At 67.6% G+C, this 20,166-nt stretch carries 17 protein-coding genes; 12 read left to right on the top strand and 5 right to left on the bottom strand.

Going from position 1 to position 20,166, the window contains the following annotated elements; all coding sequences use genetic code 11:
• The first annotated feature begins 24 nt into the window (after positions 1-24).
• From AC5Y7E_RS20045 to proB, 10 genes are all read left to right on the top strand, one after another.
• Complete coding sequence (locus AC5Y7E_RS20045) at positions 25-1,284, top strand: saccharopine dehydrogenase family protein (RefSeq protein WP_499950496.1); 1,260 nt, start codon at positions 25-27, stop codon at positions 1,282-1,284.
• A 59-nt stretch (positions 1,285-1,343) separates the two neighbouring features.
• Entirely contained in the window at positions 1,344-4,004 is a 2,661-nt protein-coding gene (locus AC5Y7E_RS20040) for a valine--tRNA ligase (protein ID WP_499950495.1), read from the top strand.
• A 7-nt stretch (positions 4,005-4,011) separates the two neighbouring features.
• A complete protein-coding gene (folC, locus tag AC5Y7E_RS20035; RefSeq protein WP_499950494.1) occupies positions 4,012-5,490 on the top strand; it encodes a bifunctional tetrahydrofolate synthase/dihydrofolate synthase in 1,479 nt (492 codons plus the stop codon).
• A complete protein-coding gene (locus AC5Y7E_RS20030) occupies positions 5,487-5,864 on the top strand; it encodes a DUF4233 domain-containing protein (RefSeq protein WP_499950493.1) in 378 nt (125 codons plus the stop codon). Before folC ends, AC5Y7E_RS20030 begins: the two co-directional genes overlap by 4 nt.
• Positions 5,865-5,952: 88 nt before the next feature.
• The gene (gene ndk, locus AC5Y7E_RS20025) at positions 5,953-6,363 is read left to right on the top strand and encodes a nucleoside-diphosphate kinase (RefSeq protein WP_499915375.1); all 411 of its coding nucleotides are present in this window, start codon (positions 5,953-5,955) and stop codon (positions 6,361-6,363) included.
• A 344-nt stretch (positions 6,364-6,707) separates the two neighbouring features.
• The gene (rne, locus tag AC5Y7E_RS20020) at positions 6,708-9,512 is read left to right on the top strand and encodes a ribonuclease E (RefSeq protein WP_499950492.1); all 2,805 of its coding nucleotides are present in this window, start codon (positions 6,708-6,710) and stop codon (positions 9,510-9,512) included.
• A 223-nt stretch (positions 9,513-9,735) separates the two neighbouring features.
• Complete coding sequence (gene rplU, locus AC5Y7E_RS20015) at positions 9,736-10,047, top strand: 50S ribosomal protein L21 (RefSeq protein ID WP_007769829.1); 312 nt, start codon at positions 9,736-9,738, stop codon at positions 10,045-10,047.
• Positions 10,048-10,061: 14 nt separating this feature from the next.
• Positions 10,062-10,328 carry a 50S ribosomal protein L27 gene (gene rpmA / locus AC5Y7E_RS20010; RefSeq protein ID WP_499950491.1) on the top strand — a complete coding sequence of 89 codons (267 nt, stop codon included), beginning with the start codon at positions 10,062-10,064 and terminating at the stop codon, positions 10,326-10,328.
• A 61-nt stretch (positions 10,329-10,389) separates the two neighbouring features.
• The gene (obgE, locus tag AC5Y7E_RS20005) at positions 10,390-11,889 is read left to right on the top strand and encodes a GTPase ObgE (protein WP_499950490.1); all 1,500 of its coding nucleotides are present in this window, start codon (positions 10,390-10,392) and stop codon (positions 11,887-11,889) included.
• Positions 11,886-12,989 carry a glutamate 5-kinase gene (gene proB / locus AC5Y7E_RS20000; RefSeq protein ID WP_499915382.1) on the top strand — a complete coding sequence of 368 codons (1,104 nt, stop codon included), beginning with the start codon at positions 11,886-11,888 and terminating at the stop codon, positions 12,987-12,989. The genes obgE and proB overlap by 4 nt, the downstream gene beginning before the upstream one ends.
• A 36-nt stretch (positions 12,990-13,025) precedes the next feature.
• Here proB and AC5Y7E_RS19995 read toward each other — a convergent pair whose 3' ends face one another.
• Complete coding sequence (locus AC5Y7E_RS19995; protein ID WP_499950489.1) at positions 13,026-13,673, bottom strand: TetR/AcrR family transcriptional regulator; 648 nt, start codon at positions 13,671-13,673, stop codon at positions 13,026-13,028.
• Positions 13,674-13,778: 105 nt separating this feature from the next.
• On the opposite strand from AC5Y7E_RS19995, the gene AC5Y7E_RS19990 reads away from it, so the two are divergent.
• Entirely contained in the window at positions 13,779-15,056 is a 1,278-nt protein-coding gene (locus AC5Y7E_RS19990) for a cytochrome P450 (RefSeq protein WP_499950488.1), read from the top strand.
• Here AC5Y7E_RS19990 and AC5Y7E_RS19985 read toward each other — a convergent pair.
• A complete protein-coding gene (locus AC5Y7E_RS19985) occupies positions 15,053-15,901 on the bottom strand; it encodes an NAD-dependent protein deacetylase (protein WP_499950487.1) in 849 nt (282 codons plus the stop codon). The two genes, AC5Y7E_RS19990 and AC5Y7E_RS19985, sit on opposite strands and share 4 nt — an antisense overlap.
• Before the next feature lie 17 nt (positions 15,902-15,918).
• Positions 15,919-16,458 (bottom strand): cysteine hydrolase family protein, encoded by a 540-nt coding sequence (locus AC5Y7E_RS19980; RefSeq protein ID WP_499916689.1) that lies wholly within the window; start codon positions 16,456-16,458, stop codon positions 15,919-15,921.
• Between the two features lie 59 nt (positions 16,459-16,517).
• Between AC5Y7E_RS19980 and AC5Y7E_RS19975 the strand changes: the two genes are divergently transcribed.
• A complete protein-coding gene (locus tag AC5Y7E_RS19975) occupies positions 16,518-18,560 on the top strand; it encodes an NAD(+) synthase (protein WP_499950486.1) in 2,043 nt (680 codons plus the stop codon).
• Between the two features lie 55 nt (positions 18,561-18,615).
• Here the strand turns inward: AC5Y7E_RS19975 and AC5Y7E_RS19970 are convergent, their stop codons facing one another.
• Complete coding sequence (locus AC5Y7E_RS19970; RefSeq protein ID WP_499915392.1) at positions 18,616-19,023, bottom strand: hypothetical protein; 408 nt, start codon at positions 19,021-19,023, stop codon at positions 18,616-18,618.
• Between the two features lie 130 nt (positions 19,024-19,153).
• Entirely contained in the window at positions 19,154-20,032 is an 879-nt protein-coding gene (locus AC5Y7E_RS19965; RefSeq protein WP_499950485.1) for a ribokinase, read from the bottom strand.
• Positions 20,033-20,166 lie beyond the last annotated feature (134 nt).

Raw genomic sequence — 20,166 nt, 5'->3', positions numbered from 1 at the left:
ACATCGTCGGGTAGCGTCGGGCCTGTGACCGCAACGCCGCGCGAATTCGACATTGTGCTGTATGGGGCGACCGGCTTCGTGGGGAAGCTCACCGCCGAATACCTGGCCAGCTCGGCACCGGACCGGCGGATCGCGTTGGCCGGCAGATCGCCCGACAAATTGCGGGCGGTCCGCGACACGCTGGGCGACGCCGCGCAGTCCTGGCCCATTCTGAACGCCGACGCCTCGTCGCCCTCGACGCTCAATGAGATGGCGGCCCGTACCCAGGTCGTCATCACCACCGTCGGGCCTTACACCCGCTATGGGCTGCCGCTGGTGGCCGCCTGCGCCGCCGCCGGCACCGATTACGCCGACCTGACCGGCGAGGCGATGTTCGTCCGCGAAAGCATCGACCTCTACCACAAGCAGGCCGCGGACACCGGCGCCCGCATCGTGCATGCGTGCGGATTCGATTCGGTCCCTTCGGACCTCAGCGTGTATGCGCTCTACCGGGCGGCGCGAGACGACGGCGCCGGCGAACTCGGCGACACCGACTTGGTGGTCCGGTCTTTTTCCGGCGGCGTGTCCGGGGGAACCGTCGCGTCGATGCTGGAAGTGCTCGATACCGCATCGCGCGATCCGGATGCCCGCCGTCAGCTCGCCGACCCCTACACGTTGACCACGGATCGCAGCGCCGAACCCGAAATCGCCCCACAGCCCGATTTGCCGTGGCGCCGTGGTGGTCGGATCGCGCCGGAGCTGACCGGGTTGTGGACGTCGGGCTTTCTGATGGCGCCCTATAACACCCGAATCGTGCGGCGCAGCAACGCATTGCTGGACTGGGCCTACGGGCGCCGGTTGCGTTACAGCGAGAGCATGAGCCTGGGCTCGTCGCCGTTGGCTCCGGTGGCATCGGCTGTGGTGGGCGGGGTCGGCGCGGCGACTTTCGGATTGGGCAGCCGGTATTTCCGGCTGCTGCCGCGCAAACTGGTGGAGCGCATCGTGCCCAAGCCCGGAACCGGCCCGAGCGACGCGGCCCGGGAGCGCGGCTACTACCGGATCGAGACCTTCACCACCACAACCACCGGCGCGCGTTACGTGGCGCGCATGGAGCAGCGTGGCGACCCGGGCTACAAGGCGACGTCGGTGCTGTTGGGGGAGTGCGGCCTCGCTCTGGCGCTGGACCGCGACAAGCTCCCAGATCTGCACGGCGTTCTCACCCCCGCAGCCGCGATGGGCGACGCGCTGCTCGACCGGTTTCCCGCCGCTGGTGTGACATTAAAGGTCGAACGGCTGGATCAGTGACCCGGTTCACGCATTTGGGCGCTTACATGAGAGCAAATACCGCTCCCTAGAATTGACGGGTGACCGCCAGCCGCAGCCCCGCCACCGACCTGCCCAAGTCGTGGGATCCGGCCGCGGCCGAAAGCGCCATCTACCAGAAGTGGGTGGACGCCGGGTACTTCGTGGCCGATCCGAACAGCGCCAAGCCCGGGTATTCGATTGTGCTGCCGCCGCCGAACGTGACCGGCAGCCTGCACATGGGCCACGCACTCGAACACACGATGATGGATGCCCTGACCCGCCGCAAGCGGATGCAGGGCTACGAGGTGCTGTGGCAACCCGGCATGGACCACGCCGGCATCGCGACGCAGAGCGTGGTGGAAAAGCAGCTCTCGGTCGACGGCAAGTCCAAAGAAGACTTCGGTCGAGAGCTGTTCATCGACAAGGTGTGGGACTGGAAGCGGGAGTCCGGCGGCGCCATCGGCGCCCAGATGCGCCGCCTCGGCGACGGCGTGGACTGGAGCCGGGAACGCTTCACCATGGACGAGGGTCTGTCGCGGGCGGTCCGCGCGATCTTCAAGCGCCTCTACGACGCCGGACTGATCTATCGCGCCGAGCGACTGGTCAACTGGTCGCCGGAGCTGCAAACGGCGATCTCGGATATCGAGGTCGACTATCAAGAAGTCGAAGGCGAGCTGGTGTCCTTCCGGTACGGGTCGATGGACGACTCGCAGCCACACATCGTGGTGGCCACCACCCGAATGGAAACGATGCTCGGTGACACCGCGATCGCGGTGCATCCCGACGACGAGCGCTACCGGCACCTGGTGGGTAGCAGCCTGTCGCACCCCTTTGTGAATCGTCAGCTGGTGGTGGTCGCCGACGAGCATGTGGACCCCGAATTCGGTACCGGCGCAGTCAAAGTCACCCCCGCGCACGACCCCAACGACTTCGAGATCGGCCTGCGGCATCAGTTACCGATGATTTCCATCATGGACACCAAGGGCCGAATCGCCGACACCGGAACACAATTCGACGGCATGGACCGGTTCCAGGCCAGGGTCGCGGTGCGCGAGGCGCTGGCGAGCGAGGGCCGGATCGTCGAGGAGAAGCGGCCGTACCTACACAGTGTGGGCCACTCCGAGCGCAGCGGCGAGCCGATCGAGCCCCGGCTGTCGCTGCAGTGGTGGGTTCGGGTGGAATCGCTTGCCAAGGCCGCCGGCGACGCGGTGCGCAACGGGGACACCGTGATTCACCCCGCCAGCCTGGAACCGCGGTGGTTCGGCTGGGTCGACGACATGCATGACTGGTGCATCTCGCGCCAGTTGTGGTGGGGCCACCGCATCCCGATCTGGTACGGCCCCGACGGCGAACAGCGCTGCGTGGGTCCTGACGAGGCACCACCGGAAGGCTGGGAGCAGGACCCCGACGTCCTGGACACCTGGTTCTCCTCGGGCCTGTGGCCGTTCTCCACTCTGGGCTGGCCGGAGAAGACTCCGGAACTCGAAAAGTTCTATCCGACAAGCGTTCTCGTTACCGGTTATGACATCCTGTTTTTCTGGGTAGCCAGGATGATGATGTTCGGCACGTTTGTCGGCGACGACCAGGCCATCACCCTGGACGGCCGTCGCGGTCCGCAGGTGCCGTTCACCGATGTCTTCCTACATGGGCTGATCCGCGACGAGTCCGGCCGCAAGATGAGCAAGTCCAAGGGCAACGTCATCGACCCGCTGGACTGGGTGGAGATCTTCGGGGCCGACGCCTTGCGGTTCACCCTGGCCCGCGGCGCCAGTCCTGGCGGCGACCTGGCGATCGGTGAGGACCACGTCCGGGCGTCGCGCAACTTCTGCACCAAGCTGTTCAACGCCACCCGCTACGCGCTGCTCAACGGCGCGAAGCCGGCCCCGCTGCCCGCGCCGGCCGAGCTTACCGATGCCGACCGATGGATTCTCGGACGACTGGAAGAGGTTCGCGCGGAGGTCGATTCGGCGTTCGACAGCTACGAGTTCAGCCGCGCGTGTGAGGCGCTCTACCACTTCGCGTGGGATGAATTCTGTGACTGGTACGTCGAATTGGCCAAGACCCAACTGGCCGAAGGGCTCACGCACACCACGGCCGTGCTGGCCGCCACGCTGGACACCCTGCTGCGGTTGCTGCATCCGGTGATCCCCTTCATCACCGAGGCCCTGTGGCAGGCACTGACCGGTGACGAGGCCCAACACGAGTCGCTGGTGATCGCCGATTGGCCGCAGCCGTCCGGTATCAGCCTGGATAGGGTTGCCGCGCAGCGGATTACCGACATGCAGAAGCTGGTGACCGAGGTGCGGCGGTTCCGCAGCGACCAGGGACTGGCGGACCGCCAGAAGGTGCCGGCCCGGCTGAGCGGCGTCGACGAATCCGATCTGGACACCCAGGTGAGCGCGGTGACGTCGCTGGCTTGGCTCACCGCCGCGGACCCGGATTTTCGCCCGTCCGCGTCGGTCGAGGTGCGCCTGCGCGGCGGCACCGTCGTCGTCGAACTCGACACCTCGGGCACCATCGACGTCGCGGCCGAACGTCGCCGGCTTGAAAAGGATCTAGCGGCCGCGCAGAAGGAATTGGCTTCGACCGCAGCCAAATTGGACAACGCGGACTTTTTGGCCAAAGCGCCCGAACAGGTCGTCACCAAGATCCGGGACCGTCAGCGTCTGGCCCAGGAGGAGACCGAGCGAATCAACGCGCGGCTAGTCGGGCTCCAGTGAGTGTCCGATGACTGAGCCGCCCGAGTGGCAGGACCCCGATTGGCCGCGGGACGAGGGTCCGAGCGAAATCCCCGACCCGGCCCCCACGCCCGACGAGATCGCATCACTGCTACAGGTCGAGCACCTGCTGGACCAGCGCTGGCCGGAGACCAAGATCGAGCCGAGCCTGACGCGGATCAGCGCGCTGCTCGATCTGCTGGGCTCGCCGCAACTGGCCTACCCGTCGATCCATGTCGCGGGCACCAACGGCAAGACCTCGGTGGCGCGGATGATCGACGCTCTGATCACCGCACTGCACCGGCGCACCGGGCGCACCACCAGCCCGCACCTGCAATCGGCGGTGGAACGCATCTCGATCGACTCCAAGCCGATCAGCCCGGCGCAATACGTGGCCACGTATCGCGAGATCGAGCCGTTCGTACAGATGGTCGACGCGCAGTCGCAAGCTTCACCTTCTGGGGCTGGCCCGCGCCTGAGCAAGTTCGAGGTGCTGACCGCCATGGCGTTCGCCGCGTTCGCGGACGCCCCCGTCGACGTCGCCGTGGTCGAGGTGGGGATGGGCGGACGCTGGGATGCCACCAATGTGATCAACGCCCCCGTCGCGGTCATCACCCCGATCTCCATCGACCACGTCGAATACCTGGGCGACGATCTCGCCGCCATCGCGGGGGAGAAGGCCGGCATCATCACCCGGGCGCCCGAGGGCGCGCCCGACACCGTCGCGGTCATCGGGCGTCAGGCCCCCGAGGCGATGGAAGTGCTGTTGGCCCAAACCGTCGAAGCCGATGCCGCGGTCGCCCGGGAGGATTCGGAGTTCGCCGTCCTGGGACGTCAGGTCGCGATCGGTGGGCAGGTGCTGCAGCTGCAGGGTCTGGGCGGGGTGTATTCCGACGTGTACCTGCCGCTGCACGGCGAACATCAGGCGCACAACGCCGCGCTGGCCCTCGCCGCGGTCGAGGCGTTTTTCGGCGCGGGGGCGCAGCGTCAGCTCGACGTCGAGGCGGTTCGCGCCGGTTTCGCCGCCGTCGCCAGCCCCGGCCGGCTGGAGCGGATGCGCAGCGCACCCACGGTGTTCATCGACGCCGCGCACAATCCCGCCGGTGCGCAGGCGCTGGCGCAGACCCTGGCCGGTGAATTCGACTTCCGCTATCTGGTCGGGGTGCTCAGCGTGCTCGCGGACAAGGACGTCGACGGCATCCTGGCCGCCCTGCAGCCGGTGTTCGACGCTGTCGTGGTGACCCACAACGGATCGCCGCGAGCCATCGACGTCGAATCGCTGGCCCTGGCCGCACGCGAGCGGTTCGGCCCCGACCGGGTCAGCACGGCGGAAAACCTGCGCGATGCCATCGACGTCGCGACGGCGCTGGTGGATGACGCCGCGGCGGACGGCCCGGCCGAAGCCTTCTCCGGCACCGGCATCGTCATCACCGGCTCGGTGGTCACCGCCGGGGCAGCGCGCACCCTGTTCGGTCGTGATCCGCAATGACCGGCGTGCCAGAGCACCCCGAAGAGCAGGCCCCGCCGCCCGCGGACCCGTGGCGGAGCTTCGGCGCGGTGATGGCCCTGACCCTGTTTCTGGAAGCGATCGTGGTGCTGCTCGCCATCCCGGTGGTCGGCGCGGTCGGCGGCGGACTGACGACGGCGTCGCTGGTCTACCTGGTCGGGCTGGCCGTCCTGCTGATCCTGATGGCCGGCGTGCAGCGCAAGTCCTGGGCGATCTGGGCCAACCTCGGCGTGCAGGTGATCCTGCTCGCGGGCTTCGCGGTCTACCCCGGGGTGGGTTTCATCGGCGTGCTGTTCGCCGGGCTGTGGGGGTTGATCGCCTACTTCCGGGCCGAGGTCCGGCGCAGGCAGGGGTAGGCCGGCAATCCGGGCGGCGCGGACGGCCCGAGCAGGCCCCACTGCGGTCACCCGACCCCACGCCGGCCGATTATGTACGCTGTCCGCCGTGACCGAACGGACATTGGTACTGATCAAGCCCGACGCCGTGCAGCGGCAGCTGGTGGGGGAGATCATCGGCCGCATCGAGCGCAAGGGCCTCTCCATCGCCGCGCTGGAGCTGCGGCCCGTCGGCCGCGATCTCGCCGCCCAGCACTACGCGGAACACGACGGCAAGCCCTTCTTCGAGTCGCTGCTGGAGTTCATCACGTCGGGACCGGTGGTGGCGGCCATTGTGCAGGGCCCGCGGGCGATCGCCGCATTCCGGCAGCTCGCAGGCGGTACCGATCCCGTGGAGAAGGCGATCCCCGGCACCATCCGTGGCGATTTCGGGCTGGAAACCCAGTTCAACCTGGTGCACGGGTCCGATTCGGTCGAGTCCGCGAAGCGCGAAATCGCGCTCTGGTTTCCCACGGCTTAGACCTGCGGCGATGGCAGGCGGGAGACGGCACTGAACAACTTCGCCGAATCGGCTGCATCATGTGTGGCTGGGGCGGCGGCGTGATGTGGGATACTGGTCTCGGGTGAACGTCGCCGGACCGGCGTCAGACACTCGAATGAAGACTTAGACAAGCGCGACCAATAGCCCCGTCGCCTTGGTTCGCTGCATGTCAGGCCGTCATTCAGCACGGCGCCGAGTGGGTCTGTGATCCTGGGCCGCTCGGGGCGAGACCATCACAAGCCCGGGAGAAGTAACCCGGGTCCATAGCGAAGCCCTCGCGTGGCCGCGTCGCAATGACGCGCCCGGGGGCTTGAGGAGAATACGTGGTAGACGGTGCACCGACTGCAGACCCATCAGAAGAATCGACTCGGCCCGGAGAGCTGCCGGACCGCTTGAGAGTTCATTCGCTGGCCCGAACGCTGGGGACCACCAGCAAGCGAGTGCTGGACGCGCTGAGCGAACTGGACGGGCGAATCCGCAGCGCACATTCCACCGTGGACCGCGACGACGCGGTGCGGGTACGGGACCTGCTGGCGTCCGCGGAGCTGCCGGCAAGCGCGGAGGACGCCGCGGCCACCGAAGCGAGCGACGCCGACGAACCGGAATCCCGGCTGCTGCTCGAGAGCCCGGACAAGGCCGTCGAGCGACCGCATTACATGCCGCTGTTCGTCGCGCCACAGCCGATCGATGCCCGAGACGAAGACGCCGGTACCGACGACAGCTCGGAATCCGACGATTCCGACGGCGACGATGACGAGCAGGCCGACCGGCCGTCGAATCGGCGGCGGCGTCGCGGCCGTCGTGGTCGCGGCCGCGGACGCGGTGAGCAAGGCGGATCCGAGGGCCAGGGCGACGACGGCGACGACGACGAGGACCAACCGCGGGGCAAGAAGGGCGGTCAACCGGACGCGGCCGACTCCGAGGACTCCGACGGCCAGGATTCGGACGACTCCGACGACTCCGACGACTCGGACAACGGTGACGACGGTTCGGCGGACGGCGGCAATCGCCGCCGGCGCCGGCGCCGGCGGCGCAAATCCGGAGCGGGCGACGACAACGACGAGGGGCCGTCGTCGCCGGATGACCCGCCAAACACGGTGGTGCACGAGCGGTCGCCCCGCAACGGCAAGGGCGGCGGCGACGACAGCGCCGGCTCGAACAACGAGATCAAGGGCATCAATGGCTCCACTCGGCTGGAGGCCAAGCGGCAACGTCGGCGGGACGGCCGCGACGCCGGTCGGCGCCGGCCCCCGGTGCTGACCGAGGCCGAATTCCTGGCCCGCCGCGAGGCCGTCGAGCGGGTGATGGTGGTGCGCGACCGGATCCGCACCGAACAGCCGCATCAGGGCTCGCGCTACACCCAGATCGCGGTGCTCGAGGACGGCATCGTCGTCGAGCACTTCGTCACGTCGGCCGCGTCGGCCTCGCTGGTGGGCAACATCTACCTGGGCATCGTGCAAAACGTGCTGCCGTCGATGGAGGCGGCGTTCGTCGACATCGGCCGGGGCCGCAACGGTGTGCTCTACGCCGGTGAGGTCAACTGGGAGGCCGCCGGTCTCGGCGGATCCGATCGCAAGATCGAACAGGCGCTCAAGCCCGGCGACTACGTCGTCGTCCAGGTCAGCAAGGATCCCGTCGGGCACAAGGGTGCGCGGCTCACCACCCAGGTGTCGCTGGCGGGTCGCTACCTGGTGTATGTGCCGGGGGCGTCGTCGACCGGGATCAGCCGCAAGCTGCCCGACACCGAACGCCAGCGGCTCAAGGAGATCCTGCGCGAAGTGGTGCCGTCGGACGCCGGGGTGATCATCCGGACCGCGTCCGAGGGCGTCAAAGAGGAGGACATCCGCGGCGACGTCACCCGGCTGCAGGAGCGCTGGAAACAGATCGAGGCCAAGGCGATCGAGATCAAGGAGAAGGCCGCCGGCGCCGCGGTGGCCCTCTACGAAGAGCCCGACGTCCTGGTCAAGGTCATCCGCGACCTGTTCAACGAGGACTTCGCCGGCCTCATCGTCTCCGGTGACGAGGCCTGGACCACCATCAACGACTACGTGAATTCCGTTGCCCCCGATCTGGTTTCGAAGCTGACCAAGTACGAGGCGCCCGCCGGTCCCGAAGGGCAGGCCGGGCCGGATGTGTTCGCGGTGCATCGCATCGATGAACAGCTCGCAAAGGCGATGGAGCGCAAGGTGTGGCTGCCCTCGGGCGGCACCCTGGTGATCGACCGGACCGAGGCCATGACGGTGGTCGACGTCAACACCGGCAAGTTCACCGGGTCCGGGGGCAACCTCGAGCAGACGGTGACCAAGAACAACCTCGAGGCGGCCGAGGAAATCGTGCGTCAGCTGCGGCTGCGCGACATCGGCGGCATCGTGGTCATCGACTTCATCGACATGGTGCTGGAGTCCAACCGCGACCTGGTGCTGCGGCGCTTGACCGAAGCGCTGGCCCGCGACCGCACCCGTCATCAGGTGTCCGAGGTGACGTCGCTCGGTTTGGTCCAGTTGACCCGCAAGCGGTTGGGCACCGGCCTGATCGAAGCCTTCTCCACATCGTGTTCGAACTGCGGCGGGCGCGGAATCCTGCTGCACGCCGATCCGGTGGACTCGGCCTCGTCGAACGGGCGCAAGTCCGAATCCGGCGGTGGTGGCCGCCGGGGCAGGCGCAAGAAGAACAAAACCGAAGAGCAGGTGGTCGCCAAAGTGCCCGCCCACGCTCCCGGCGAGCATCCGATGTTCAAGGCGATGGCCGCCGGCTCCTCCGCGCAGTCCGAGGATGACGAATCCGACGAGACCACCGAAGACACCATCGACGAGCTCGACCAGGAGGCTGCCCGCGCCGGCGACGTCGCCGACGCCGAGGACTTCGACGACACCGACGACGAGGACTCGGACGACGATTCGGACGATGACGACGACCTGGACGACGACGACGAGGACATCGACGACGAAGAGGACCTCGGCGACGATGACGAGGATCTCGAGCTCGACGACGACGATCTGGACACCGAGGACGAGGATTCGGACGACAACGGGCAGGATTCCGCTGGAGCCGACCAGGCCGTCGCGGGACGCTCCCGGCGCAGACGCGCCGCGGGGAGGCCGGCCGGGCCGCCGATCCACGCGGATTGAGCCGCCTGAGCAGAAGGCCCCGGTGGTGTCCGGTTTGACCCTGTAGCCGCTGGTCACGTACCCTTGGACAGTTGTCGTCAGGCCGGGCGAGGAAAACTTCGGCCGGCGGCAGCGGGACTCCCGGGGAATCGGCGCAGGCCCGCAACCCAGACCCACCACGTGCACCGCGGTTGGTTCGCGCGCGACGCGCAGAGCGGCGGTTAGAGAAGGAGCAGGAGCGACGATGGCGACCTACGCAATCGTGAAGACGGGCGGCAAGCAGTACAAGGTCGCCGTCGGGGACGTGGTCAAGGTCGAGAAGCTCGAATCCGAGCCCGGCTCGAACGTGTCGCTGCCGGTTGCCCTGGTGGTGGACGGCGCCAAGGTGACCACCGATGCGGCCGCGCTGGCCAAGGTCGCGGTGACCGGCGAGGTGCTCGAGCACACCAAGGGCCCCAAGATCCGCATCCACAAGTTCAGGAACAAGACCGGCTACCACAAGCGTCAGGGACACCGTCAGCAGCTGACGGTCCTGAAGGTCACCGGAATCAAGTAGCGAAGGCGACAGACATGGCACACAAGAAGGGCGCTTCCAGCTCGCGCAACGGTCGCGATTCCGCCGCGCAGCGGCTGGGCGTGAAGCGATTCGGCGGCCAGATCGTCAAGGCGGGCGAAATCATCGTCCGGCAGCGCGGCACCAAGTTCCACCCGGGCGTGGGTGTGGGCCGTGGCGGGGACGACACGCTGTTCGCCAAGGAGGCCGGCGCCGTCGAGTTCGGCATCAAGCGCGGCCGCAAGACCGTCAACATCGTGGCGGCCGGACAAGCCGCCGACTGAGGTGTGTTTCCGGGCCCAGCCCGGTGATTTCGGCGCCCGGTGGTAGGTGAGAGGACCCACGATGCCTCGGTTCGTCGACCGCGTCGTCATCCACGCGCGCGCCGGTGCCGGAGGTAACGGCTGCGCCTCGGTCCATCGGGAGAAGTTCAAGCCGCTCGGCGGCCCCGACGGTGGCAACGGCGGCCGCGGCGGCAGCATTGTCTTCGTCGTCGATCCGCAGGTGCACACCCTGCTCGACTTCCATTTCCATCCGCACGTCACCGCGCCCTCGGGCAAGCAGGGGATGGGCAACAACCGCGACGGCGCCGCCGGCGCCGACCTGGAAGTCAAAGTGCCCGACGGCACCGTCGTCCTCGACGAAAACGGTCGGCTCCTGGCCGACCTGGTCGGGGCCGGCACCCGCTTTGAAGCCGCCGCGGGCGGTCGCGGCGGGCTGGGCAACGCCGCTCTCGCGTCGCGTGCGCGCAAGGCTCCCGGCTTCGCGCTGCTGGGCGAGCAGGGCCAAACCCGCGACCTGACCCTAGAACTCAAGACCGTCGCCGACGCCGGCCTGATCGGTTTTCCCTCGGCCGGCAAGTCTTCACTGGTGTCGACGATCTCGGCGGCCAAGCCCAAGATCGCCGACTACCCGTTCACCACGCTGGTGCCCAACCTCGGCGTGGTGTCGGCGGGCGAGCACACCTTCACCGTCGCCGATGTGCCCGGCCTGATCCCCGGTGCGTCGGAGGGCCGCGGCCTGGGGCTGGACTTCCTCCGCCACATCGAGCGATGCGCGGTGCTGGTGCACGTCGTCGACTGCGCCACCGCGGAGCCCGGCCGTGATCCGATCTCCGATATCGACGCGTTGGAGGCCGAACTCGCCGCGTATACGCCCACGCTGCAAGGGGATGCGACGTTGGGTGATCTCACCGAGCGGCCCCGCGCGGTGGTACTCAACAAGATCGACGTTCCCGAAGCGCGCGAGCTTGCCGAGTTCGTTCATGACGAGATCGCACAGCGTGGCTGGCCGGTGTTCCTGGTTTCGACTGTCGCGCGAGAAGGTCTGCAGCCGTTGACCTTTGGGTTGTGGAAGGTGATCTCGAAGTACCAGGCCGCACAGCCGCCGATCGTGCCGCGCCGGCCGGTGATTCGTCCCGTTCCCGTCGACGACAGCGGCTTCAGCGTGGAGCCCGATCCGGGGCAGCCGGGCGCCTTCGTGGTCAGCGGCGCGCGCCCCGAACGGTGGGTCCGGCAGACGAACTTCGACAACGACGAGGCCGTGGGGTATCTCGCCGATCGGCTGGCGCGCCTCGGTGTCGAAGAGGAGTTGCTGCGGCTGGGTGCTCGGCCGGGTTGCGAGGTGACGATCGGGGACATGACCTTTGATTGGGAGCCGCAAACGCCTGCCGGGCAACAGGTTGCGCTGTCAGGCCGCGGAACCGACGCGCGCTTGGAGCGCACCGAGCGCGTCGGCGCCGCCGAGCGCAAGGCCGCCCGGCGCCAGCGCCGCGCCGGCGACGATGCAGAGCGCGGCGATACTGAGGAGCGGCGCAGAACCACAGAACGCGGTGAGGAGCAGTGAGCGCCCACCGAGAGGCCATCCGCACCGCTCGCAGCCTGGTGGTCAAAGTGGGGACCAACGCGCTGACCACACCGGCGGGCGTGTTCGACGCCGGCCGGCTCGCCGGGCTCGCCGACGCCATCGAGACGCGGATGAAGGCGGGCACCGACGTCGTCATCGTGTCATCGGGAGCCATCGCGGCCGGCATCGAGCCGCTCGGATTGTCCCGTCGTCCCAGGGATCTGGCGACGAAGCAGGCCGCCGCCAGCGTCGGCCAGGTGGCGCTGGTGAACTCGTGGAGCGCCGCGTTCGCCCGCTATGGCCGCACGGTCGGGCAGGTGCTGCTGAGCGCGCACGATATCTCGATGCGGGCCCAGCACACCAACGCCCAGCGCACGCTGGATCGGCTGCGCGCGCTGCATGCGGTGGCGATCGTCAACGAGAACGACACGGTGGCCACCAACGAGATCCGGTTCGGCGACAACGACCGGCTTTCGGCGCTGGTGGCTCATTTGGTCGGCGCCGAGGCGTTGGTGTTGCTGTCCGACATCGATGGGCTCTACGACTCGGATCCGCGAAAGACCGACGGCGCGAGGTTCATTCCGGAGGTGTCGGGTTCTGCGGATCTGATCGGCGTAATCGCCGGGCCCGGAAGCGATTTGGGTACCGGCGGGATGACCTCGAAGATGTCCTCGGCGCTGCTGGCCGCCGACGCCGGTGTGCCGGTGCTGCTTGCCGCCGCCGCCGACGCCGCGACCGCGCTCACCGACGCCTCGGTCGGCACCGTGTTCGCCGCGCGTCCGGTGCGAATGTCCGCACGCCGGTTCTGGGTGCGATACGCCGCCGAGGCGGCCGGCGCGCTGACCCTGGACGAGGGTGCCGTGCGCGCGGTCGTGCGGCAGCGTCGCTCGCTGCTGCCCGCCGGCATCACCGCGGTGGCCGGGCGGTTCTACGCCGGCGATGTGGTCGAACTGCGCGACCAGGACGCGGTGATGGTGGCCCGTGGCGTGGTCGCTTATGACGCGACGGAACTGACGACCATGATGGGCCGCTCCACCTCTGAGCTGCCCGGCGAGTTGCGCAGGCCCGCGGTGCACGCCGACGATTTGGTGGCAGTGTAGGAGCGCGTTCGTCGGTGCGGGTGACTGGGGTCTGGGTCAGCGCTCCGAGGTTGGCTTGAGATACAGTGCGCCCCAAACGATCTCGGCCAGGGCCGCGGCTAGTTCGGCGTCGTAGTCGGGTGGCTTCGCCGGCAGGTTCTGCTGGCAGGCCCGCTCGACCATCCACGTCAGCGCGCTGGCGGTGGTGACCGCGGGCAGCTCCGGGCGGATCGAGCCGTCCGCCTGGCCGTCCTCGATCACGTGGGTGAGCTGCTCAGAGATGCCGGTCAGCAGTTCGCGATATGTATTCGCCGTCAGCGGGTCGTAGGCGGCCATTTCGTTGAGCGCGACCAGCACCGCCTGATGCCGCCGGTAGGTGGCGATGATGCGGCTCATCGCGGTCCGCACGTCGTCGGGGTCATGGCGCCCGGCGACGCTCCACCAGCTTCGCGCGCCATCGGTCAGATCACCGAACACCTGGCGCGCAAGCCGGCGCAGCAGATGACCCTTGTCCTCGAAGTAGATATAGAAGCTGGCCCGCGAGATGCCGGCCTCGCCCGAGAGCCGATCCACGCTGAGCTCGGTGAAGCTCGCGCCATCGCGCATCAGCCGTTCGGTTGCGTCCAGCAAGCGGCGCTCCATTTGCTCGCGGCGCTGTTGGCGCCCCACGCTGCGACCCTGCGGCTTGCGGGTGAGTGACGGCATGCGCCGAGCATAGCCGAGCTCAAGACATATTGACTAGACATAGTGTCTAGGCATATCGTCACGAGAGTCTGTGACCGGTGTCATACGAGACGGAGGATCGCCACCATGGCCGTGCTGACGGATAAATCTGGCACCGACAAATCCGGCCGTGCCTACGACGAGATCGATCTGTCCTCACGCGCGTTCTGGTCCACCACCGCGGCGGATCGGGAACGCTCCTTCGCCGTGCTGCGGGCCGAACGTCCGGTGAGCTGGCATCCGCCGGTCGAGGACTCGTTGATGCCGGATCCGGCGGACCCCGGCTTTTGGGCGGTCACCCGGCGCTCCGACATCGTCGCGGTCAGCCGCAACAACGACGTGTTCCTGTCCGGCCAGGGCGTGATGTTCGAGAGCATTCCGGTGGAGCTGCTCGAGGCGTCGCAGTCTTTCCTGGCGATGGATCCGCCGCGACACACCAAGCTGCGCAAGCTCGCCCACGCCGCGCTCAGCCCGCGGCAGGTCCGCCGCATCGAAGACTCGATCAAGGCCAACGCCTCGGCCATCGTCGAGGAGCTCCGATCGGCCGGCAGCGGCGCTGATTTCGTCGACCGCTGCGCCAAGGAACTGCCCATTCGCACCCTGTCGGACATGATGGGGATTCCGGAGTCCGAGCGTGAGCGCATGGCGCACGCCACCGACGCGTTGGTGTCCTGGGGCGACCCGGAATTCCTCAACGGACGTCCAGCGATGGAGGTCCTGGTGGAAAACCAGCTGTATCTGCACCAAGTCGTCGGCAGCCTGGCCACCGAACGTCGCGCGCACCCGGGCGAGGACCTGATCAGCAGCCTGGTCACCGCCGAGGTGGACGGCGACCGCCTTGAGGACGCGGAGGTGGCAGCTTTCTTCGTCCTGTTGTCGGTGGCGGGCAACGACACCACCCGGCAGACCATCAGCCACACGCTGAGGGCGCTCACCGACTTCCCCGGCGAAAAGGCTTGGCTGCTTTCGGATTTCGACAACCGGATCGGGACGGCCATCGAGGAGTTCATTCGCTGGGCGACGCCGGTCATGACCTTCCGACGCACGGCCGCAACGGATGTCGAGCTGGGCGGCCAACGAATCGCCGCGGGCGAAAAGGTGGTCATGTTCTACCCGTCCGGCAACTGGGACACCGAGGTGTTCGACCACCCGGAACGTTTGAATTTGAGCCGTGACCCCAATCCACACGTCGGCTTCGGGGGCGGCGGACTGCACTTCTGTTTGGGCGCGCACGTGGCACGCGCCCAGCTGCGGGCCATCTTCGCCGAGCTGTTTCGTCAGCTGCCCGACATTCGGGCGGGCGAGCCCACCTACTTGGCCGGCAATTTCGTGCACGCCATCCGCAGCATGCCGTGCACCTTCTAACGCGTTGACAGGGGCGCTAATTCGTCGGCGAGTAGGGCCAGCAACTCCGAGCACCCGCCGTCGACCTTCACGGTGGCCAGGTCGTCGCCGCGGGTACTGCCACGGTTGACGATGGCCACCGGAATGCCCAACGCCGCGGCGTGCCGCACGAACCGGTAGCCGGAGAACACCGTCAGCGACGAGCCGGCGACCAACAGCGCATCCGCCCGCGCCACCAACTCATACGCTTGCGCCACAACATCTTTGGGAACGCTTTCGCCGAAGTAGACGATGTCCGGCTTCAGCATCCCGCCGCAGCGCTCGCAATCCAGATAGTGGAACGACGCGGTATCGGCGATCACGGCGTCGGCGTCGGGAGCCACCGCCAGACCACCGATCGCTTCGGCGCGCTCGGTGAAGCCGGGGTTGAGCGCCTCCAGCCGCTCGGCCAACGCGGCGCGCGTCATGGTGGTTCCGCAGTCCAGGCAGCTCACCTGCGCGTAGGTGCCGTGCAGGTTGATGACGTTTCGGCTGCCGGCCTTGGTGTGCAGCAGATCGACGTTCTGGGTGATCACGCCGGTGACCACCGACGCGGCCTCGAGCGCGGCGAGCGCCCGGTGGCCCGCGTTGGGCAGGGTGCCGTCCATGTGCCGCCAGCCGACGTGGTTGCGTGCCCAGTACCGCTGTCGAAATACCGGATCGCTGGTGAACTGGCGGATCGTCATGGGATTGCTCGGCGGTGAATCGGGCCCGCGGTAGTCGGGAATGCCCGAATCGGTGGAGATGCCCGCTCCGGTCAGCACCGCGACCCGGCGACCGGCCAGCAGAGTGACCAGTTCGGGCGATTCTGCGCAGCCGACGGTCACTTATTCAGAGTAGGAGATCAGTTCAGGCAGTCGGCCGCCGTCGTGAGCTCGGCAGACATGTTCTGCTGCATCATCTTGCACGCCGCCTCGCCCAGATCCGGGTCGATGTGTGCCACGGCATCGGTCGGGATCACGACGGAAAAGTGCCGCACATACGCATCCAGTGCCGTGTAGAGGATGCACTGCTCGGTGACCTGACCGGTGATGATCAACCGCTTGGTTTCCAGCCGGTTGAGCAGGTACGCCAGCGCCGTCGCATAGAACGCGCTGTGGCGGACCTTCGTCATCACGCGGCCTTCGTCCTTCGGCAGGATCGGTTCCACCAGGTCGGGCCGGGCGCCCTCGCATGCGGCGCCGACGATGTCGGAAAACTGCGCGGTGAAATCGCCGTAGTTGTCGTTGACGTATATCAGGTCGACGCCGTCGGATTCGCGGGCCCGGCGAACCAAATCGGTCAATGGCTCGATGATCTTCTCGACATTGGGTATTAGATTCTCAGCGTCGGGATGCTGATAGGTGTTCATCATGTCGACCACCAAGACAGCCGTGTCGCTCATGGCGTCGGGAATACCCGGCAACTCCGAGTTGACACGCATGGGACGACAATGGAAGGGCGATGGACTTCTACAACGCTTACAGCCAGGGCTTCGCCCGCGTCGCCGCATGCACGCACCGCACGGTCATCGGCGACCCGGCCGCGAACGCCGAATCGGTCCTGCGAATGGCCCGGGAGTGCCACGACGACGCCGTCGCGCTGGCTGTCTTCCCGGAACTGACGCTGTCCGGGTATTCCATCGAAGACATCGTGCTGCAGGACCTGTTGCTCGACGATGTCGACAAAGCCATCGCGGAGATTGTCGCGGCCTCGACCGAGTTGTTGCCCCTGTTGGTCGTCGGTGCCCCGCTGCGTCATCGGCACCGGATCTACAACGCCGCCGTGGTCGTCCACCGCGGCGAGGTGCTCGGGGTGGCGCCGAAGTCTTACCTGCCCACGTATCGCGAGTTCTACGAGCGCCGCCAGATCGCACCGGGAGACGACGAGCGCGGCACCATCCGCGTCGCCGGCGTCGAGGTGCCGTTCGGCCCCGACCTGCTTTTCGAGGCTTGCGACGTGCCCGGCTTGGTGCTGCACGTGGAGATCTGCGAGGACATGTTCGTGCCGATCCCGCCCAGCGCCGAGGCCGCGCTCGCGGGTGCGACGGTGCTGGCCAACCTCTCCGGCAGTCCGATCACGATCGGCCGCGCCGAGGACCGTTGCCTGCTGGCCCGTTCGGCGTCCTCGCGATGCCTGGCCGGCTACGTGTATTCGGCTGCCGGAGAAGGTGAATCGACGACCGACCTGGCGTGGGACGGTCAGACCATGATCTTCGAGAACGGTGTGATGCTGGCTCAATCCGAGCGCTTCCCCAAAGGAGAGCGGCTCAGCATCGCCGACGTCGACATCGAACTGCTGCGCTCGGAACGGCTGCGCATGGGCACCTTCGACGACAACCGCCGCCACCACCGGTCGACGACGGACACCTATCGGCGCATCGAGTTCCGGCTGGACCCACCGGGCGGCGACATCGGCCTGCGGCGCGGGGTCGAGCGTTTTCCCTTCGTCCCCGCCGATCCCGAACGGCTGGAACAGGACTGCTTCGAGGGTTACAACATCCAGGTCGCCGGACTCGAACAGCGGCTGCGCGCGCTCGATTTCCCGAAGGTCGTCATCGGGATCTCCGGTGGACTGGATTCCACGCATGCGCTGATCGTCGCCGCACGCGCGATGGATCGCGAACAACGCCCGCGCAGTGACATTTTGGCGTTCACCCTGCCCGGCTTTGCGACCGGTGACCACACCAAGCGCAACGCGGCCGAGCTGTGCCGCACGCTGGGTGTGACGTTCGCCGAGATCGACATTCGTGAGACGGCGGAATTGATGCTCAAGGAGATGGATCACCCGTTCGCCCGGGGCGAGAAGGTGTATGACGTCACCTTCGAAAACGTTCAGGCCGGTTTGCGCACCGACTACCTGTTCCGGCTGGCCAACCAGCGCGGCGGGATCGTGCTGGGCACCGGAGACCTGTCCGAGCTCGGGCTGGGCTGGTCGACATACGGTGTCGGCGATCAGATGTCGCATTACAACGTCAATGGCGGCGTGCCCAAAACACTGGTCCAGCACCTGATCCGCTGGGTGATCTCGTCGGAACAGTTCGAGCCGGAGGTCAGCGAGGTGTTGCAGTCGGTGCTCGACACCGAGATCACGCCGGAGCTGGTTCCCAGCGGCGAGGAGGAAGAGCTGCAGAGCAGTGAGGCGAAAGTGGGACCGTTTGCGCTGCAAGACTTCTCACTGTTCCACGTGCTGCGCTTCGGATTCCGGCCATCGAAAATCGCTTTCTTGGCCTGGCACGCCTGGAGCGATCCCGATCACGGCATCTGGCCGCCCGGCTTCCCCGAGGACAAGCGGCCGTCGTACTCGCTGAAGGAAATCCGGCACTGGCTGCAGGTCTTCGTGCAGCGGTTCTACTCGTTCAGCCAGTTCAAGCGCTCGGCCTTGCCCAACGGGCCCAAGGTGTCGCACGGTGGTTCGCTGTCGCCGCGGGGGGATTGGCGCGCCCCGTCCGACATGTCGGCGCGAATCTGGCTCGACGAAATCGAACGCGAAGTCCCCGAGGACTAGTTCGCACACTCGCGGACCCGCCCGGGGGACCGAGCGGGCCCGGAGCAATTCGGGCTCAGGCCTTGGCGCGGCGCCAGCCCTGGTACTGCAACTCGGCGAACACCAGCGTGTAAACGCCGGCCGCCAGGTTCAGCACCACGCCGGTCGACGTCAACGGGAAGACGTCGGCGAGCACGAGAACGATTGCGGCCACCGTGTACGCCACGTTCGCGATGATGACGCCCATGCCGGCGCGCCGCACCGACGGCAAGGTGGCCAGCCCGAACACCACCACGCCGTACGCGATCAGGAACGCGGCCATGCCGTACTCGAACGCCTTCGTGGTGCCCGAGAGGTCGGCGAGCCAGCCGGCCACCGGGATGCCGGCCAGGCCGACCACCGCGCTGATGGCGGCGTCGGCGCGCATGGCGAGGCGAAGCAAGCCGTCGCGGGTGCCCGTGCGGTCGATCGTGGTAGCGGACATGATGTTCCTTTCTCGATGGCGGACTGCGATCACCACCGACGCTGCTCGCAAACCACTGCCAGATCGACGCCAGCCGCTGCCAAACGCTGCCAACCGCAGGTCAGCGGGGCGACGTCGGCGGGCAGAGCGGCTAAGACGCGTCTCGCAGCGCCTTGTCGATCGCCGCGGCGTCCGGTGCGCAATCACCCGCCCCGGCCACCAACGTCGCCAACGCGCCCGCTGCGCAAGCACGCCGCAACGCGAGCCGCCGCTGATCCGGCGAGCCCGGCTTGGATGGCCAATTCGCGGCCAGCACACCGGCGAAGACGTCGCCGGCCCCGGTGGTGTCCACCGCATCGACCGCCGGAGCCGACACGGTGTACTCGCCGTCGGCGCCAACGTAACGGGCGCCGCGCGCACCGAGCGTGACCACCAGATGCTCCGGGCGCCAGGGCCATTCGTTGGCCTCTTCTTCGTTCGTGATCACCACGTCCGCGGCGGCCGCCAAGTCGCCCAACGAGTGGGGATCCTGACCGGCCGGCGACGCGTTCACAATGACGATCGCCCCCGCCGAACGCGCGTGTTGCGCCGCCGCGACAGCCGTGTCCACCGGAATCTCCAGCTGGGTCAACATCACATCGCACTGCGCGATGACCGCACGCGCACGGTCGTCGGTCAGCGTGAAACGACCGTTGGCGCCCGGCGCGACCACGATGGTGTTCTCGGCGTTCGCGTCCACCACCACGATGGCCGTGCCGCTGGGGCCGGGAATTTCGACGGCTCCGTCGAGCCCGACACCGTTGGATTCGAGGTGCGCGCGCAATTGCCCGGCGGCCGTGTCATCGCCCATCGCTCCGACGAATTGCACCTGCGCGCCCGCGCGCGCCGCCGCCACCGCCTGGTTGCCGCCTTTGCCGCCGGGGGCGTGCGACGACGACGACGCCAAAACCGTCTCGCCGGGCCGAGGAAGGGCATCGACAGTCAATGACAGATCGAGATTCACACTGCCCACTACACAGACGCCCGCCATGACGCCGACGTTAGTCGCGCCGGAATGGCAAAGCACACCAAAGGACACCGGCACTTTCGGCGCCGAATCGCTTCATGGCAAACCCCGAATAACTCGATGTCCGCGCGATATTCTGCTGCGTTAGGGGTGCTGAA

This window comes from Mycobacterium sp. NGS17, assembly GCF_059813205.1.
Note: the sequence above shows the minus strand (reverse complement) of the source record. Positions and strands in the feature narration are given on the sequence as shown.

What these genes read in the sequence shown, in the direction of transcription:
- AC5Y7E_RS19965 (WP_499950485.1), bottom strand. Translation starts at nt 20,032, where the DNA reads ATGGCGGGCGTCTGTGTAGTGGGCAGTGTGAATCTCGATCTGTCATTG.
- AC5Y7E_RS19990 (WP_499950488.1), top strand. Translation starts at nt 13,779, where the DNA reads ATGGCCGTGCTGACGGATAAATCTGGCACCGACAAATCCGGCCGTGCC.
- rpmA (WP_499950491.1), top strand. Translation starts at nt 10,062, where the DNA reads ATGGCACACAAGAAGGGCGCTTCCAGCTCGCGCAACGGTCGCGATTCC.
- AC5Y7E_RS19995 (WP_499950489.1), bottom strand. Translation starts at nt 13,673, where the DNA reads ATGCCGTCACTCACCCGCAAGCCGCAGGGTCGCAGCGTGGGGCGCCAA.
- folC (WP_499950494.1), top strand. Translation starts at nt 4,012, where the DNA reads ATGACTGAGCCGCCCGAGTGGCAGGACCCCGATTGGCCGCGGGACGAG.
- AC5Y7E_RS19970 (WP_499915392.1), bottom strand. Translation starts at nt 19,023, where the DNA reads ATGTCCGCTACCACGATCGACCGCACGGGCACCCGCGACGGCTTGCTT.
- AC5Y7E_RS19980 (WP_499916689.1), bottom strand. Translation starts at nt 16,458, where the DNA reads ATGAGCGACACGGCTGTCTTGGTGGTCGACATGATGAACACCTATCAG.
- AC5Y7E_RS20030 (WP_499950493.1), top strand. Translation starts at nt 5,487, where the DNA reads ATGACCGGCGTGCCAGAGCACCCCGAAGAGCAGGCCCCGCCGCCCGCG.
- obgE (WP_499950490.1), top strand. Translation starts at nt 10,390, where the DNA reads ATGCCTCGGTTCGTCGACCGCGTCGTCATCCACGCGCGCGCCGGTGCC.
- AC5Y7E_RS19975 (WP_499950486.1), top strand. Translation starts at nt 16,518, where the DNA reads ATGGACTTCTACAACGCTTACAGCCAGGGCTTCGCCCGCGTCGCCGCA.
- rplU (WP_007769829.1), top strand. Translation starts at nt 9,736, where the DNA reads ATGGCGACCTACGCAATCGTGAAGACGGGCGGCAAGCAGTACAAGGTC.